A 16,883-nucleotide genomic window follows, 5' to 3' on the forward strand; every position below is an offset into this window, starting at 1 on the left:
GACGGCATTGCTTACCGCGCTAAGGATTTAATGAAAACAATTTGTTTTATATAGAGAATTTATGAAATGAAAATATTTCACCTTTTGCTCCCTACGCAACGACTGAGCAGAGGCGAAGTTGACGTCATATGAGCAACATTCGGACTCGATTCCAAAATTAATGAAATGCGCTGAATGTCGGTGAAAATTATGGAATATGCCACGTAATAATCAAATTAAGCAGATTAATGGAACGACTGCATCGCACATAATAGCGATCTTCAGGGAGGAATTATGTCGCTATCCGTTGTCTATACGCGCGCCGCGCTGGGCGTCAGCGCACCGCTGATTACTATCGAAGTGCATATCAGCCAGGGTCTGCCGGGCCTGGTCATGGTCGGGCTGCCGGAAACCACCGTCAAAGAGGCGCGCGACCGGGTTCGCAGCGCCATCATCAACAGCGGTTATACCTTTCCGGCGAAGAAGATCACCATTAACCTCGCGCCGACCGATCTTCCTAAAGAAGGAGGGCGATATGATTTACCTATCGCTATTGCGCTTCTGGCGGCCTCTGAGCAGCTTAATAGCCAGAAACTAGGGCAGTATGAGTTTGTGGGTGAACTGGCGCTCACGGGCGCGCTACGCGGTATTCCTGGGGCGCTATCGGCGGCGATGGAAGCCATACATTCAGGTCGCCAGATTGTGCTTGCCGAGGATAATGCGCCGTTGGTCGGCCTGCTTGGCGGCAGCGATTGCCTGATTGCCAGCCACCTTCTTGAAGTCTGCGCATTTCTTGAAGGAAAACAAACGCTCAGGCAGCCTCCACCAGAGGGCATGATGGCCCCCGCCAGCTGCGAAGATTTAAGCGATGTGATCGGCCAGCTGCAGGGGAAACGGGCGCTGGAGATCACCGCGTCGGGCGGTCACAATTTGCTGCTCGTTGGCCCACCTGGTACGGGTAAAACCATGCTTGCCACCCGTCTGCGCGGGCTACTCCCGCCGCTTAGCGACAGCGAGGCGCTTGAGAGCGCGGCAATTATCAGTCTGGAAAATACCTATCGCATTCAGCGTGAATGGCGCCATCGCCCCTTTCGTGCACCTCACCATAGCGCATCGCTGACGGCTATGGTTGGCGGCGGGTCGATTCCCGCCCCGGGAGAGATTTCGCTGGCCCACAACGGGATTCTGTTCCTCGATGAGCTACCGGAATTTGAGCGCCGGGTGCTGGATGCGCTGCGCGAGCCGATTGAGTCTGGCAAAATCCACATTTCACGTACGCGGGCCAAAATTACCTATCCTGCTCGCTTTCAACTGATTGCTGCGATGAATCCTAGCCCTACCGGTCACTATGAGGGGCAGCATAACCGCTGCACGCCAGAACAGACGCTGCGCTACCTCAATCGGCTGTCTGGTCCGTTTCTCGACCGGTTCGATCTCTCCCTGGAAATTCCGCTACCGCCGCCGGGCTTACTGAGCCAATCGGCCCGCGTAGGGGAAAGCAGCCTGACGGTACAACAGCGGGTCATCACAGCGCAGCAGCGTCAGAATGCGCGACAAGGGAAGCTAAATGCGCAGCTCAGCGGCAGCGAGATCCGGCAATACTGTGCGCTGGTAGAAGCGGACGCTCTGTGGCTAGAGCAGACGTTGACACAGCTTGGGCTGTCGATCCGCGCCTGGCAGCGTCTGTTAAAGGTTTCGCGCACGCTGGCGGATATGGAGGGGGCAGAGGATATTGCCAGACATCATTTGCAGGAAGCGTTGAGCTATCGCGGCATCGACAGAATGCTCGCCCATCTTCAAACTTTACTACAATAAAAAAGGGGCCCAGGCCCCTTTTTTATTAATCGTCGCTGTCAGTGTAGTCTTCAGCGCCTTCCACCTGCGGCTTACCGCCGGACAGGGTGTGGAAACGCTTCGGACGCTTGATGCGCGTGACATACTTGGTCCATACGCGTTCAGCATCCGTTGCCGGCTCACGTTCACCACGGCAGACCGAGACAAACTGCTGCTCTTCTTCGGTTGCCGGCTCGCGTTTGCCAAGATCGAGTTCGTTAAAGGCAAAGCCATAACGCTCAAGCAGCTGCGCCTCTTTGATGGTGAAATCACCATGACGAGAGAACCCGCGCGGATAATTTTTATTATCGAAAAAACGATTAGTCGTCGTAAAGCTTTCCGCCATCCTACACGCTCCTAATTCTTTGGCCGAGCTATTTATGGCGCGGAGTATTAGATACGCTTGACAGAGTGTAAAACAAAAGATTTAAATCATTACGACAAAAAATTTTGCGGAGAAAGCTGTGGATACCGAATTGCTGAAAACTTTCCTCGAAGTGAGCAGAACTCGCCACTTCGGGCGAGCCGCAGAAGCGCTCTATCTGACACAATCTGCGGTGAGCTTTCGAATCCGTCAGTTAGAAAATCAGCTTGGGGTCAATCTGTTTACCCGCCATCGCAATAATATTCGTTTGACCGCGGCGGGAGAAAAACTCCTTCCCTACGCAGAAACGCTGATGAGCACCTGGCAGGCCGCGCGTAAGGAAGTGGCTAACACCTCGCGGCACAATGAGTTTTCCATTGGTGCTAGCGCTTCGCTATGGGAGTGTATGCTTAACGCTTGGCTATCCCGGCTTTATCAGGCCGACGGTACGCTACAGTTTGAAGCGCGGATCGCCCAACGCCAGTCGCTGGTTAAACAGCTACACGAGCGCCAGCTCGATCTGTTACTGACCACCGAAGCGCCAAAAATGGATGAATTCAGTAGCCAGCTGCTGGGACATTTTGCACTTGAGCTGTACTGTGCAACGCCGGAGACAACCAGGGCAGATCTGAACTACCTGCGTCTGGAGTGGGGCGCAGATTTCCAGCAGCACGAAGCAGGGCTAATTAGCAGTGACGATATCCCGCTGCTGACCACCAGTTCGGCAAGCCTGGCCCGACTCCAGCTATTACCGTTAAAAGGTTGCACCTGGTTGCCCGTGTCGTGGGCACAGGAGCAGAACGATCTCTATCCCGTTACCGATGGTACGGCCATTCTACGACCTTTATATGCGATATGGCTGCAAAATAGCGACAAACAGGCGCAAATTCGCGACATATTGAAAACCAATGTATTTTAAGTAAAGACTGAATAGGTGGCCCGGGGGAGAACGATGGGCCCGTCAGGAAGGTAAATTTTTGGCAAAAAAAATCCTTTGCCTAAGCAAAGGATTATATATGGCAGGGGCGGAGAGACTCGAACTCGCGACACCCGGTTTTGGAGACCGGTGCTCTACCAACTGAGCTACGCCCCTAAATTTTCTTATCATTAAGCCTGCTAATTTAGCAGGCTTAATGTTGAATAAGTGGCGGAACGGACGGGACTCGAACCCGCGACCCCCTGCGTGACAGGCAGGTATTCTAACCGACTGAACTACCGCTCCACCGAATTTCTTTGTCACTACCCGGATTATTCATCCCGGTTTACTGCAATTTGATGCCTGGCAGTTCCCTACTCTCGCATGGGGAGACCCCACACTACCATCGGCGCTACGGCGTTTCACTTCTGAGTTCGGCATGGGGTCAGGTGGGACCACCGCGCTACGGCCGCCAGGCAAATTCTGTTATTAACCCGCTTTTCGCCGGTTAATGTAATCTGTATCAATGCTGAAAATCGTCTCAATTTCGCCAAAACATCTTCGGCGTTGTAAGGTTAAGCCTCACGGTTCATTAGTATCGGTTAGCTCAATGTATCGCTACACTTACACACCCGACCTATCAACGTCGTCGTCTTCAACGTTCCTTCAGGACTCTCAAGGAGTCAGGGAGAACTCATCTCGGGGCAAGTTTCGTGCTTAGATGCTTTCAGCACTTATCTCTTCCGCATTTAGCTACCGGGCAATGCCATTGGCATGACAACCCGAACACCAGTGATGCGTCCACTCCGGTCCTCTCGTACTAGGAGCAGCCCCCCTCAATTCTCCAGCGCCCACGGCAGATAGGGACCGAACTGTCTCACGACGTTCTAAACCCAGCTCGCGTACCACTTTAAATGGCGAACAGCCATACCCTTGGGACCTACTTCAGCCCCAGGATGTGATGAGCCGACATCGAGGTGCCAAACACCGCCGTCGATATGAACTCTTGGGCGGTATCAGCCTGTTATCCCCGGAGTACCTTTTATCCGTTGAGCGATGGCCCTTCCATTCAGAACCACCGGATCACTAAGACCTGCTTTCGCACCTGCTCGAGCCGTCACTCTCGCAGTCAAGCTAGCTTATGCCTTTGCACTAACCTCCTGATGTCCGACCAGGATTAGCTAACCTTCGTGCTCCTCCGTTACTCTTTAGGAGGAGACCGCCCCAGTCAAACTACCCACCAGACACTGTCCGCAACCCGGGTAACGGGTCTACGTTAGAACACCAGCCATTAAAGGGTGGTATTTCAAGGTTGGCTCCACACGAACTGGCGTCCGCGCTTCAAAGCCTCCCACCTATCCTACACATCAAGGACCAGTGTTCAGTGTCAAGCTATAGTAAAGGTTCACGGGGTCTTTCCGTCTTGCCGCGGGTACACTGCATCTTCACAGCGAGTTCAATTTCACTGAGTCTCGGGTGGAGACAGCCTGGCCATCATTACGCCATTCGTGCAGGTCGGAACTTACCCGACAAGGAATTTCGCTACCTTAGGACCGTTATAGTTACGGCCGCCGTTTACCGGGGCTTCGATCAAGAGCTTCGCGTTGCCGCTAACCCCATCAATTAACCTTCCGGCACCGGGCAGGCGTCACACCGTATACGTCCACTTTCGTGTTTGCACAGTGCTGTGTTTTTAATAAACAGTTGCAGCCAGCTGGTATCTTCGACTGATTTCAGCTCCATGAGTAAATCACTTCACCTACATATCAGCGTGCCTTCTCCCGAAGTTACGGCACCATTTTGCCTAGTTCCTTCACCCGAGTTCTCTCAAGCGCCTTGGTATTCTCTACCTGACCACCTGTGTCGGTTTGGGGTACGATTTGATGTTACCTGATGCTTAGAGGCTTTTCCTGGAAGCAGGGCATTTGTTACTTCAGCACCGTAGTGCCTCGTCATCACACCTCAGCGTTAAAAGAAGTCCGGATTTACCTAAACTTCCCGCCTACATGCTTAAACCGGGACAACCGTCGCCCGGCTAACATAGCCTTCTCCGTCCCCCCTTCGCAGTAACACCAAGTACAGGAATATTAACCTGTTTCCCATCGACTACGCCTTTCGGCCTCGCCTTAGGGGTCGACTCACCCTGCCCCGATTAACGTTGGACAGGAACCCTTGGTCTTCCGGCGTGCGGGTTTTTCACCCGCATTATCGTTACTTATGTCAGCATTCGCACTTCTGATACCTCCAGCACCCCTCACAGGACACCTTCAACGGCTTACAGAACGCTCCCCTACCCAACAACACATAGTGTCGCTGCCGCAGCTTCGGTGCACAGTTTAGCCCCGTTACATCTTCCGCGCAGGCCGACTCGACCAGTGAGCTATTACGCTTTCTTTAAATGATGGCTGCTTCTAAGCCAACATCCTGGCTGTCTGAGCCTTCCCACATCGTTTCCCACTTAACTGTGACTTTGGGACCTTAGCTGGCGGTCTGGGTTGTTTCCCTCTTCACGACGGACGTTAGCACCCGCCGTGTGTCTCCCGTGATAACATTCTTCGGTATTCGCAGTTTGCATCGGGTTGGTAAGTCGGGATGACCCCCTAGCCGAAACAGTGCTCTACCCCCGAAGATGAATTCACGAGGCGCTACCTAAATAGCTTTCGGGGAGAACCAGCTATCTCCCGGTTTGATTGGCCTTTCACCCCCAGCCACAAGTCATCCGCTAATTTTTCAACATTAGTCGGTTCGGTCCTCCAGTTAGTGTTACCCAACCTTCAACCTGCCCATGGCTAGATCACCGGGTTTCGGGTCTATACCCTGCAACTTAACGCCCAGTTAAGACTCGGTTTCCCTTCGGCTCCCCTATACGGTTAACCTTGCTACAGAATATAAGTCGCTGACCCATTATACAAAAGGTACGCAGTCACCCCATAAAGAGGCTCCCACTGCTTGTACGTACACGGTTTCAGGTTCTTTTTCACTCCCCTCGCCGGGGTTCTTTTCGCCTTTCCCTCACGGTACTGGTTCACTATCGGTCAGTCAGGAGTATTTAGCCTTGGAGGATGGTCCCCCCATATTCAGACAGGATACCACGTGTCCCGCCCTACTCTTCGAGTTCACAACCTGTGCATTTTGGTGTACGGGACTATCACCCTGTACCGTCGGACTTTCCAGACCGTTCCACTAACACACAAGCTGATTCAGACTCTGGGCTGCTCCCCGTTCGCTCGCCGCTACTGGGGGAATCTCGGTTGATTTCTTTTCCTCGGGGTACTTAGATGTTTCAGTTCCCCCGGTTCGCTTCATTACGCTATGTATTCACGTAATGATAGTGTGACGAATCACACTGGGTTTCCCCATTCGGAAATCGCCGGTTATAACGGTTCATATCACCTTACCGACGCTTATCGCAGATTAGCACGTCCTTCATCGCCTCTGACTGCCAGGGCATCCACCGTGTACGCTTAGTCGCTTAACCTCACAACCCGAAGATGTTTCGTAAAACACCATCGTGTTGCGAAAATTTGAGAGACTCGAACACACCGCTTATCTGTTCTTATTACGGAGAACAGACACAGTGTGTCGTTTCAATTTTCAGCTTGATCCAGATTTTTAAAGAGCAAAACTTCGCAGTGAACCTTTTCAGGTACACTCTGAAGTTTTCTTGTATTGTTGCAGTAAAGATGGTGGAGCTATGCGGGATCGAACCGCAGACCTCCTGCGTGCAAAGCAGGCGCTCTCCCAGCTGAGCTATAGCCCCATCGTTTATGAATCTCCCTCAAATTCGCGGGACGAATTTGGTAGGCCTGAGTGGACTTGAACCACCGACCTCACCCTTATCAGGGGTGCGCTCTAACCACCTGAGCTACAAGCCTGCAGAGATTCTTTACTGCTATTTTTCATCAGACAATCTGTGTGAGCACTTCAAAGAACGCTTCTTTAAGGTAAGGAGGTGATCCAACCGCAGGTTCCCCTACGGTTACCTTGTTACGACTTCACCCCAGTCATGAATCACAAAGTGGTAAGCGCCCTCCCGAAGGTTAAGCTACCTACTTCTTTTGCAACCCACTCCCATGGTGTGACGGGCGGTGTGTACAAGGCCCGGGAACGTATTCACCGTAGCATTCTGATCTACGATTACTAGCGATTCCGACTTCATGGAGTCGAGTTGCAGACTCCAATCCGGACTACGACATACTTTATGAGGTCCGCTTGCTCTCGCGAGGTCGCTTCTCTTTGTATATGCCATTGTAGCACGTGTGTAGCCCTACTCGTAAGGGCCATGATGACTTGACGTCATCCCCACCTTCCTCCAGTTTATCACTGGCAGTCTCCTTTGAGTTCCCGGCCGAACCGCTGGCAACAAAGGATAAGGGTTGCGCTCGTTGCGGGACTTAACCCAACATTTCACAACACGAGCTGACGACAGCCATGCAGCACCTGTCTCAGAGTTCCCGAAGGCACCAAAGCATCTCTGCTAAGTTCTCTGGATGTCAAGAGTAGGTAAGGTTCTTCGCGTTGCATCGAATTAAACCACATGCTCCACCGCTTGTGCGGGCCCCCGTCAATTCATTTGAGTTTTAACCTTGCGGCCGTACTCCCCAGGCGGTCTATTTAACGCGTTAGCTCCGGAAGCCACTCCTCAAGGGAACAACCTCCAAATAGACATCGTTTACGGCGTGGACTACCAGGGTATCTAATCCTGTTTGCTCCCCACGCTTTCGCACCTGAGCGTCAGTCTTCGTCCAGGGGGCCGCCTTCGCCACCGGTATTCCTCCAGATCTCTACGCATTTCACCGCTACACCTGGAATTCTACCCCCCTCTACGAGACTCAAGCTTGCCAGTTTCAAATGCAGTTCCCAGGTTGAGCCCGGGGATTTCACATCTGACTTAACAAACCGCCTGCGTGCGCTTTACGCCCAGTAATTCCGATTAACGCTTGCACCCTCCGTATTACCGCGGCTGCTGGCACGGAGTTAGCCGGTGCTTCTTCTGCGAGTAACGTCAATCGCTAAGGTTATTAACCTTAACGCCTTCCTCCTCGCTGAAAGTACTTTACAACCCGAAGGCCTTCTTCATACACGCGGCATGGCTGCATCAGGCTTGCGCCCATTGTGCAATATTCCCCACTGCTGCCTCCCGTAGGAGTCTGGACCGTGTCTCAGTTCCAGTGTGGCTGGTCATCCTCTCAGACCAGCTAGGGATCGTCGCCTAGGTGAGCCGTTACCCCACCTACTAGCTAATCCCATCTGGGCACATCCGATGGTGTGAGGCCCGAAGGTCCCCCACTTTGGTCTTGCGACGTTATGCGGTATTAGCTACCGTTTCCAGTAGTTATCCCCCTCCATCGGGCAGTTTCCCAGACATTACTCACCCGTCCGCCACTCGTCACCCAAGAGCAAGCTCTCTGTGCTACCGTTCGACTTGCATGTGTTAGGCCTGCCGCCAGCGTTCAATCTGAGCCATGATCAAACTCTTCAATTTAAGTTTGATGCTCGTGAATTAAACTTCGTAATGAATTACGTGTTCACTCAGAGACTTGGTATTCATTTTTCGTCTTGCGACGTTAAGAATCCGTATCTTCGAGTGCCCACACAGATTGTCTGATAAATTGTTAAAGAGCAGTGCCGCTTCGCTTTTCTCAGCGGCGCGGGATGTGCATATTACGCTTTCCCGCTTCAGAGTCAAGCATTTAATTTCGCTTTTCTCTGTTGAGATTCTCAGGAGAACCTCGCTGACCCGGCGGCTTGTAATCCGTTGTTCCGTGTCAGTGGAGGCGCATTATAGGGAGTTCTGAGACGTTGACAAGCCCTGTTTTAAAAAAACTTTTCAAGCGTCTCTTTTTTGAACAAATCAGGATGAAACAGGCAGTTTTTCGAGCGTTTCAAAGCCATAACGGCGTAAAACGGGTAAAAGTTGCTCAGTTTCCGCCGTGAGCGCCATGCAGTAGGCCAGATTCGGTTCACTGGATTTCGCATCCGGTGCCTCATGCTCAAGCAACCAAGCCGTTCGACGCGCAATCGCCGCACCGGAATCCACCAGTCGGGTACCCTCCGGCAACACCTGCAGCAGTTCCTCTTGTAATAGCGGGAAGTGGGTGCAGCCGAGCACGACGGTATCCGGCGGCTCCGGCATACGAAGCCATGGGCGAAGAATGCGCTTCAACTCGTCGAGTGGCACCGGTTCGCCGTGCAGCTTCGCTTCAGCCAGCTCCACCAGCTCTGCAGAACCGAGCATCTCTATACGGCATTCGTTAGCAAAGCGGGCGATCAGCTCATGCGTATAAGGACGCTTCACCGTCCCTCGCGTTGCCAGCAGCCCGACGATACGGTTCGCCGAAAGACGCGCCGCCGGTTTAATGGCCGGGACTACGCCCACAACGGGGAAGCCGAAGTGCTCACGCAGCGCGGGCAGCGATACCGTGCTCGCCGTGTTACAGGCGATGACGGCCAGCGCTAATGGATAACGCTGCTGTACCGCAGTGACGATTTCAACAACGCGCTCAACGATAAACTCTTCACTCTTCTCGCCATACGGGAAAGCGACGTTATCGAACGCATAGATGTAATGAAGATCCGGCAAGAGATGCCGGATCTCATCGTAGACCGACAGCCCACCTACGCCGGAATCAAATACCAGCACGGTGGGACGTGGTTCAGAAGGTGTAGCTGCCAGACAAGGTGTATTCCCGTCCTGCAGTTTGGTAGCCATAAACTGTCTCGTAATCTTTATCGAACAGGTTGGCTATTTTACCACGAACTGTCAGGTGTGAGGTGACCGGATACGATAATCCGATGTCCCATAAGCTCACGCCGCCCATTTTTACATCACGATTATTGTCATAATCATTATCGTAGCGCTCACCCAGGTACTGATACATGACATTCCAGCCAAGATCGTAAACCTGTCCGGTCAGCTCATACTTCACCTGCTGCTTAGCGCGGCGATAAAGCACCTTGTCAGTTTGGTCATCACGTGGATCGACGTATTGCAGCGTCAGATGATGCTCCACTGGACCGGTGGCGATATTCCCCGTCCATTCAAGCCCCTTAATGGTGGCCGACTTCACGTTGATGTACTGATTGTTTTTGTAGTCAATCAGGTTCTGGATTTCGTAATGATAAGCCGACAGACGCCAGTCCAGCGGACCGGTTAACCCTTCAAGACCCGCTTCCCATTGCTTAGACTCTTCCGGTTTCAGGTCAGGGTTAGCGGCAATGCCCGGCCCATAGGATGAAGCAAAGCGCGTCGCCCCAAACTGTTGCCCCAGAGAAGGTGCCAGGAAGCCAGTACCATAAGAGAGCGTGGCCCGATAGCCATCGACAAACTGCCAGCCTGCGGCCGTTTGCCAGGTGCCGTGCCAGCCGAACTGCTCATCATGATCTTCACGTCCGGAAGCTTCTAAGGTGACGTCACCAAGCTGCTGCTGCCCGGTCAGGTATAGCCCGGTCGTATCGCGCTTATAGACATCCGATAACGTGGTGCTGCTGGACGTCAGTTTTTCCTGTTTCCAGTCGACGCCGCCGCTAATCGCCCCGTGCCCAACTTCAACGTTATTCCCCCACTGGATATAACGCTGTTCCATATTGTCCAGCGTCGCATCCCCGGCATAGCGGCCGAGATCGTTGCTGTAGTTGTAATTTTTCAGGTGTTGGTAGTTCGCAATCAGCTGGGAAGAGTAAATACCCGAGCTGTAGCGTAGGCCCGTATCCCAGGACTGCGTATAGTTCTGCGCCTCGTCGTTACCGCCCGCATACCCATAAGAACCCTGATCGTAATCGCTGTTAGCGGTATAGCCATAGCCACGGAAAAAGCCGGAGAAGTTATCGTCGAACTTATGCTGTACGCCGCCCCAGAACAGTTTATTGCGATAGCCGTCACGGTCGCTATCACCGCTGTAAGGGGAATCCGGCTGAACGTTGAAGCCGTGAGTCGTCTGGTAAGCCCCAGCCGCCGTCACCAGCGTGTCGCCAAAGCGTTTGTTCACCGCGCCATCATAAGTCTGATAGCCGTTAGTACCCGCACCGGCATTAATCTGAGCGTGCTCATCGTCGGTCAAGGTAATAATGTTGACGACACCGCCGATCGCGCCAGACCCGTACACCGCTGAACGCGGCCCACGGATATACTCAATGCGCTGCACCAGCGATACCGGAATCTGCCCAATATCAATGCCATTGGAAATGCCCGCACGCGCCATAGGCACGCCGTCAATCAGCACCAGCACGTGGCGTCCTTCGGTACCGCGGACATAAAGAGAAGCGCTCTGCCCGATACCGCCATTCTGAGCGATATCAACGCCCGGCAGGCGGCGCATAACGTCGTTCAGATCTTTAGATTGCCAGCGCTGAATATCATCACGCGTAACAATATCCGTAGGAGCCAGAACGGTATTAACAGGTTGTTGGAAGCGGTTGGCGGTCACCACCAGCGTGTCTGAATTGCTGTCTTGCGCCCAGCCAGAAAATGCCGTGACGGATAACGCCGTCAGCAGCGAAGCTTTTTTAATCATTTTTAAAGCATCCGAAACATAAAAAGGATGCCGCAGGCTTTATACGTTGTTCGCGACGATAAAACCCCATGCGACGTCATCCGGCAGGTCTTCGGGCTTGGAGGCGACATCGGAAAACGAGGACTTCCCACGGCAAGCCGCAGTGTCTGCATCGGGTGCATTCGTTTCCCACCTTCCTTACCGCTGCGCGTCAGCCCCAGATTCACACTGGATTCCCTTTTAACTCACAGGACCGGTACGGGGATGCTACATTTAGTTACATATAGATGTCCAGACTGCTATTTATGATTTTCACCTGTCTCGGTACTGGACATCCCCTGAGCAGGCCCTACAATCCCCGCGTACTTTTATTATTCAGGATGCATCATGACCCCCGAACACCTCCCTACCGAACAGTACGACGCTCAGCTCGCCGAGAAAGTCACTCGCCTGCAAACGATGATGGCGCCGTTTAGCGCGCCCGCGCCGGAGGTGTTCCGCTCGCCGGTCAGCCACTACCGCATGCGCGCCGAATTCCGCATCTGGCACGATGGTGATGACCTGTATCACATCATGTTCGACCAGCAGAGCAAAAGCCGTATTCGCGTCGACACGTTCCCGGCGGCCAGCGAGCTGATAAACACGCTGATGACCGCCATGCTCGAGGGCGTGCGCGGCAACCACGCGCTTCGCCATAAGCTGTTCCAGATTGACTACCTCACCACCCTAAGCCATCAGGCGGTAGTCTCGCTGCTGTACCATAAAAAGCTGGATGACGAGTGGCGTGAAGAGGCCGAAGCGCTACGTGACGCGCTGCGGGCCAAAGGGCTTAACGTGCATCTGATTGGCCGCGCGACGAAAACAAAAATCGAACTGGATCAGGACTATATCGATGAACGCCTGCCGGTGGCGGGCAAAGAAATGATCTACCGTCAGGTGGAGAATAGCTTCACGCAGCCGAATGCTGCGATGAACATTCACATGCTGGAGTGGGCACTCAACGCCACGCAAAATTCACGCGGTGACCTGCTGGAACTGTACTGCGGTAACGGTAACTTCTCGCTGGCGCTGGCGCGCAACTTCAACCGCGTGCTGGCCACTGAAATCGCCAAGCCATCGGTCGCGGCCGCGCAGTACAATATCGCCGCCAACCAGATCGACAACGTGCAGATTATCCGCATGGCGGCAGAGGAGTTTACGCAGGCGATGAACGGCGTGCGTGAGTTTAACCGCCTGCAGGGCATCGATCTGAAAAGCTATCAGTGCGAAACGATTTTCGTCGACCCACCGCGCAGCGGGCTGGATAGTGAAACCGAGAAAATGGTGCAGGGGTACCCGAATATTCTGTACATCTCCTGTAACCCGCAGACGCTATGCCAGAACCTGGAAACCTTGAGCCAGACGCATAACGTTAGCCGCCTGGCGCTGTTCGACCAGTTCCCATACACCCACCATATGGAATGCGGCGTACTGCTCACGAAGAAGTAAGACTTAACGTAGGCCGGATAAGCGAAGCCGCCATCCGCCAATCTGCTCCGTCAGCGCCGGATGACGCTGCGCTTATCCGGCCTACTGATTAGGACTCGTGTTTGCGGTTACGCATCCGGTAACCGATCCAGAAGACCATCGCTACCGACAGTACCGCCGGGAAGAAGTTAGACCCGATGTCCGGATACTCGGCACGCACCACGGTGCTATACAGCAGCACGCCCAGAATAAAGCAGGCAGCAGCAAGGCCTGGCAACCCCACCGGCATCGTACGGTTCTGATAGCGTTGATGCAGACAGTAAACCGTCAGCACCAGCGAGATAATGGGAAAAACGGAGAAAGGTACGATGGAGCTAAACAGGGCTGCAAACGTGCCGTTAATCGATAAGCCAGCCAACAGCGCCAGCAGCAGCGTACCCTTTTCTTGACCTGACAGTTTCATTGCTCGTTTACCACCTTATTCGGACTGATGTGTCGTCTTCTCTTGTTCACGGCGATACCAGTAGTACGCGCCTTTTGAGATCATCCGTAATTGCAGCACCAGCCGTTCTTCCAACTGCCGGCGCTGTTCAGGGCTCACGTCCAGCGCCTCGGCCCCTGCGCTAAATACAATGGTTACCATCGCCTCGGCCTGCGCTTCCGTGAAGGCACGCGGCATATGGTTTTCGATTTCCAGATAGTCAGCAAGTTCCGCAATGAAATGCTGAATTTCACGCGCTACCGCCGCGCGAAATGCGGCGGACGTTCCTGAACGTTCGCGCAGAAGCAGGCGGAAGGCGTTTGGATTATTGCCGATAAATTCCATAAAGGTCGAAACGGAGGTACGAATAACGCTACCGCCTTTGGCAATCCGCTGGCGCGCCTGACGCATCAGCTGACGCAGCATCAGGCCGCTTTCATCGACCATCGTCAGCCCCAGCTCATCCACATCGCGGAAGTGGCGATAAAAAGAGGTTGGCGCAATTCCTGCCTCACGCGCGACTTCGCGCAGGCTCAGGCTGGCAAAACTACGTTCGGCACTAAGTTGACTGAATGCCGCTTCTACCAGCGACCGCCGGGTTTTTTCTTTTTGTTGCGCTCTAACACCCATCACGATGACTGAATCCTTCCACATGACCTGCTGGCACTATACCAGAGATTAAAACGAATCGACTTACGCAGCTTTGTTAATGATTGTTTACATGCTATTTATGCTATTTCGTATGAAAAAAGCCCAACGATAATTGGGTTATTACTTCGATGATGTTATGATTCTGTTGCTTTTATGTATAAGAACAGGTAAGCCTTACCATGCCACATTCCTACGATTATGATGCAATAGTAATTGGTTCCGGCCCCGGCGGCGAAGGTGCTGCTATGGGTCTGGTGAAGCAGGGAGCCCGTGTCGCCGTTATTGAGCGTTATCATAATGTCGGCGGCGGCTGTACCCACTGGGGTACCATTCCTTCCAAAGCCCTTCGCCACGCCGTCAGCCGTATTATCGAATTCAACCAGAACCCTCTCTACAGCGACCACAGCCGACTTCTCCGCTCTTCCTTTGCCGACATCCTGAATCATGCTGATAGCGTAATCAATCAGCAGACTCGTATGCGTCAGGGTTTTTATGAGCGCAATCACTGCGAAATGCTGCAGGGCGACGCCCGTTTCGTCGACGAACATACCATCGCGCTGGAATGCCCGGATGGGTCGGTTGAAACATTAACCGCTGACAAGTTCGTGATCGCCTGCGGCTCGCGCCCGTATCGTCCGGCCGATGTCGATTTCACTCACCCGCGCATTTATGACAGCGACTCTATCCTGAGCCTGCACCATGAACCTCGCCACGTCATTATTTACGGCGCCGGGGTTATCGGCTGCGAATACGCGTCTATCTTCCGCGGTATGGACGTGAAGGTTGACCTGATCAACACCCGCGACCGCCTGCTGGCGTTTCTCGACCAGGAGATGTCAGACTCGTTGTCTTACCACTTCTGGAATAGCGGTGTGGTCATTCGCCACAACGAAGAGTACGAGAAAATTGAAGGCGTGGACGACGGCGTGATCATGCACCTGAAGTCCGGCAAAAAGCTAAAAGCCGACTGTCTGCTGTTCGCCAACGGCCGTACCGGCAACACCGACTCGCTGTCGCTGGAAAACATCGGCCTACAGGCCGATGGCCGCGGTCAGTTGAAGGTCAATAGCCTGTACCAGACCGCGCTGCCGCACGTTTACGCCGTCGGCGACGTCATCGGCTATCCAAGCCTGGCCTCCGCCGCCTACGATCAGGGACGTATTGCTGCACAGGCGCTGATGAAAGGCGAAGCGACCGCTCACCTGATTGAAGATATCCCGACCGGGATCTATACCATTCCTGAAATCAGCTCCGTCGGCAAAACCGAACAGCAGCTGACCGCGATGAAGGTGCCGTATGAAGTGGGCCGCGCCCAGTTTAAACATCTGGCGCGAGCGCAAATCGTGGGCATGAGCGTAGGAAGCCTGAAGATCCTGTTCCATCGGGAGACGAAAGAAATCCTCGGCATTCATTGCTTTGGGGAACGCGCGGCCGAAATTATTCACATCGGCCAGGCGATTATGGAGCAGAAAGGTGGCGGCAACACCATTGAGTACTTCGTTAACACCACCTTTAACTACCCGACCATGGCAGAAGCCTATCGGGTCGCTGCGCTAAACGGCTTAAATCGCCTTTTTTAACGTCTTTTCGAAATGGCCGTCCATCGTCTCACGGACGGCCTCTGCCAGCTGCTCATAGCGGCTGCGCAGCGGCGACCCCGGTCGATACACCAGCCCCACGGTGCGGCGCGGTTCCGGCTTAATGCACGGCAGGTAGACCACACCATCGCGTTTCCGCTCCGGCGGCACGGCCAACGCCGGCAGTAGGGTAATCCCGCTGCCTGCCGCCACCATATTGCGCAGGGTTTCCAGACTGGTCGCGCGGAAGTGAGTATCTTCATCCGCACCGGCTTCAAAACAGAAGCCCATGGCCTGATCGCGCAGGCAGTGGCCATCTTCCAGCATCAGCAGTTTCTCACCGGCCAGATCCGACATCGGCACGCGATCGCGCTCGGCCCACGGGTGATCTTCATAGATCGCCAGCAGCATCGGCTCATCAAACAGCGGCACCTCAATAAAGGCTTCGCTCTCTTTGACCAGCGCCAGAATGGCGCAATCCAGCTTACCGCTATCGAGCTGCGCCAGCAGCTGATGGGTTTGCGCTTCATGCAGATACATTTCGAGCTTCGGGAACGTCTGGTGCAGCATCGGGATTATGTGGGGCAGCAGGTACGGGCCAACGGTCGGGATCAGGCCGATATGCAGCGGGCCGGACATCGTCTCCCCCTGTTGGCTAGCCATCTCCTTCAGCACTTTGACCTCGCGTAACACCGTACGCGCCTGGTCCACCAGCAGCAGTCCGGCCTGGGTAAACAGCACCTTGCGGCTGGTACGCTCCAGCAGCATCACGCCCAGTTCATCTTCCAGTTTTCGAATCTGCCCGCTCAGAGTTGGCTGGCTGACGTGGCAGGAATCTGCCGCCCGGCGGAAATGCCGGTGTTCAGCTAACGCCACCAGGTATTCAAGATCGCGAATATTCATTATTCATCCTCCATCGCCACGATAGTTCATGGCGATAGATAGAATAGCAATGAATGATTATCCCTATCAAGGATTCTGTTTAATAATAAACCACAGAAACCGCGCGGTCCTTGTTTAACCCTTGAAGTCATCGCGCCGATTTCTGAGTTTCTCTCAAAACTCGACTAAATAAAGCCAACATGAACGTTTGCGGGCCCCGTGGCCCGCTTTTTTTACGCAT

The 16,883-nt window shown here is 53.7% G+C and carries 10 protein-coding genes, 4 tRNA genes, 3 rRNA genes and 1 riboswitch; of the genes, 4 read left to right on the plus strand and 13 right to left on the minus strand.

What is annotated here, in order from left to right:
• Nucleotides 1–273 precede the first annotated feature (273 nt).
• Nucleotides 274–1,794, plus strand: coding sequence for a YifB family Mg chelatase-like AAA ATPase (locus tag H7R58_RS22945; RefSeq protein WP_182934535.1), 1,521 nt, complete (start codon nt 274–276; stop codon nt 1,792–1,794).
• Nucleotides 1,795–1,819: 25 nt separating this feature from the next.
• Here the strand turns inward: H7R58_RS22945 and H7R58_RS22950 are convergent, their stop codons facing one another.
• Nucleotides 1,820–2,158 (minus strand): MaoP family protein, encoded by a 339-nt coding sequence (locus H7R58_RS22950; protein ID WP_064549235.1) that lies wholly within the window; start codon nt 2,156–2,158, stop codon nt 1,820–1,822.
• 118 nt (nt 2,159–2,276) lie between these two features.
• On the opposite strand from H7R58_RS22950, the gene hdfR reads away from it, so the two are divergent.
• A complete protein-coding gene (gene hdfR, locus H7R58_RS22955) occupies nt 2,277–3,095 on the plus strand; it encodes an HTH-type transcriptional regulator HdfR (RefSeq protein ID WP_106929765.1) in 819 nt (272 codons plus the stop codon).
• Nucleotides 3,096–3,193: 98 nt separating this feature from the next.
• On the opposite strand, the gene H7R58_RS22960 is transcribed toward hdfR, so the two are convergent.
• The 9 genes from H7R58_RS22960 to btuB form a co-directional block, all read right to left on the minus strand.
• A tRNA-Trp gene (locus H7R58_RS22960) sits at nt 3,194–3,269 on the minus strand.
• 52 nt (nt 3,270–3,321) lie between these two features.
• Nucleotides 3,322–3,398 (minus strand) — tRNA-Asp (locus tag H7R58_RS22965).
• Nucleotides 3,399–3,453: 55 nt separating this feature from the next.
• Nucleotides 3,454–3,569: ribosomal RNA gene (gene rrf, locus H7R58_RS22970) — 5S ribosomal RNA — on the minus strand.
• A gap of 94 nt (nt 3,570–3,663) precedes the next feature.
• Nucleotides 3,664–6,570, minus strand: a 23S ribosomal RNA gene (locus H7R58_RS22975).
• A gap of 206 nt (nt 6,571–6,776) precedes the next feature.
• A tRNA-Ala gene (locus H7R58_RS22980) sits at nt 6,777–6,852 on the minus strand.
• Nucleotides 6,853–6,890: 38 nt separating this feature from the next.
• Nucleotides 6,891–6,967, minus strand: a tRNA-Ile gene (locus H7R58_RS22985).
• A 70-nt stretch (nt 6,968–7,037) separates the two neighbouring features.
• Nucleotides 7,038–8,577, minus strand: a 16S ribosomal RNA gene (locus tag H7R58_RS22990).
• Together the 16S, 23S and 5S rRNA genes with 4 tRNA genes alongside form the textbook arrangement of a ribosomal RNA operon.
• 369 nt (nt 8,578–8,946) lie before the next feature.
• Complete coding sequence (murI, locus tag H7R58_RS22995) at nt 8,947–9,804, minus strand: glutamate racemase (protein WP_106929415.1); 858 nt, start codon at nt 9,802–9,804, stop codon at nt 8,947–8,949.
• The gene (gene btuB, locus H7R58_RS23000; RefSeq protein WP_106929414.1) at nt 9,749–11,605 is read right to left on the minus strand and encodes a TonB-dependent vitamin B12 receptor BtuB; all 1,857 of its coding nucleotides are present in this window, start codon (nt 11,603–11,605) and stop codon (nt 9,749–9,751) included. Before btuB ends, murI begins: the two co-directional genes overlap by 56 nt.
• A 64-nt stretch (nt 11,606–11,669) precedes the next feature.
• A riboswitch (cobalamin riboswitch) is annotated at nt 11,670–11,857 on the minus strand.
• 114 nt (nt 11,858–11,971) lie between these two features.
• Between btuB and trmA the strand changes: the two genes are divergently transcribed.
• A complete protein-coding gene (trmA, locus tag H7R58_RS23005) occupies nt 11,972–13,072 on the plus strand; it encodes a tRNA (uridine(54)-C5)-methyltransferase TrmA (RefSeq protein WP_106929412.1) in 1,101 nt (366 codons plus the stop codon).
• 88 nt (nt 13,073–13,160) lie between these two features.
• Here trmA and H7R58_RS23010 read toward each other — a convergent pair whose 3' ends face one another.
• Both H7R58_RS23010 and fabR read right to left on the minus strand, forming a co-directional pair.
• Nucleotides 13,161–13,514 (minus strand): YijD family membrane protein, encoded by a 354-nt coding sequence (locus tag H7R58_RS23010; protein WP_106929411.1) that lies wholly within the window; start codon nt 13,512–13,514, stop codon nt 13,161–13,163.
• Between the two features lie 15 nt (nt 13,515–13,529).
• Nucleotides 13,530–14,165 (minus strand): HTH-type transcriptional repressor FabR, encoded by a 636-nt coding sequence (fabR, locus tag H7R58_RS23015; protein ID WP_106929409.1) that lies wholly within the window; start codon nt 14,163–14,165, stop codon nt 13,530–13,532.
• A 197-nt stretch (nt 14,166–14,362) separates the two neighbouring features.
• On the opposite strand from fabR, the gene sthA reads away from it, so the two are divergent.
• Complete coding sequence (gene sthA, locus H7R58_RS23020; RefSeq protein WP_106929407.1) at nt 14,363–15,763, plus strand: Si-specific NAD(P)(+) transhydrogenase; 1,401 nt, start codon at nt 14,363–14,365, stop codon at nt 15,761–15,763.
• Here sthA and oxyR read toward each other — a convergent pair.
• The gene (gene oxyR, locus H7R58_RS23025; protein WP_106929406.1) at nt 15,746–16,663 is read right to left on the minus strand and encodes a DNA-binding transcriptional regulator OxyR; all 918 of its coding nucleotides are present in this window, start codon (nt 16,661–16,663) and stop codon (nt 15,746–15,748) included. The two genes, sthA and oxyR, sit on opposite strands and share 18 nt — an antisense overlap.
• Nucleotides 16,664–16,883 lie beyond the last annotated feature (220 nt).

Origin of the sequence: Klebsiella sp. WP4-W18-ESBL-05 (assembly GCF_014169075.1) — a bacterium.
GTDB classification, from domain to species: domain Bacteria; phylum Pseudomonadota; class Gammaproteobacteria; order Enterobacterales; family Enterobacteriaceae; genus Kluyvera; species Kluyvera ascorbata_B.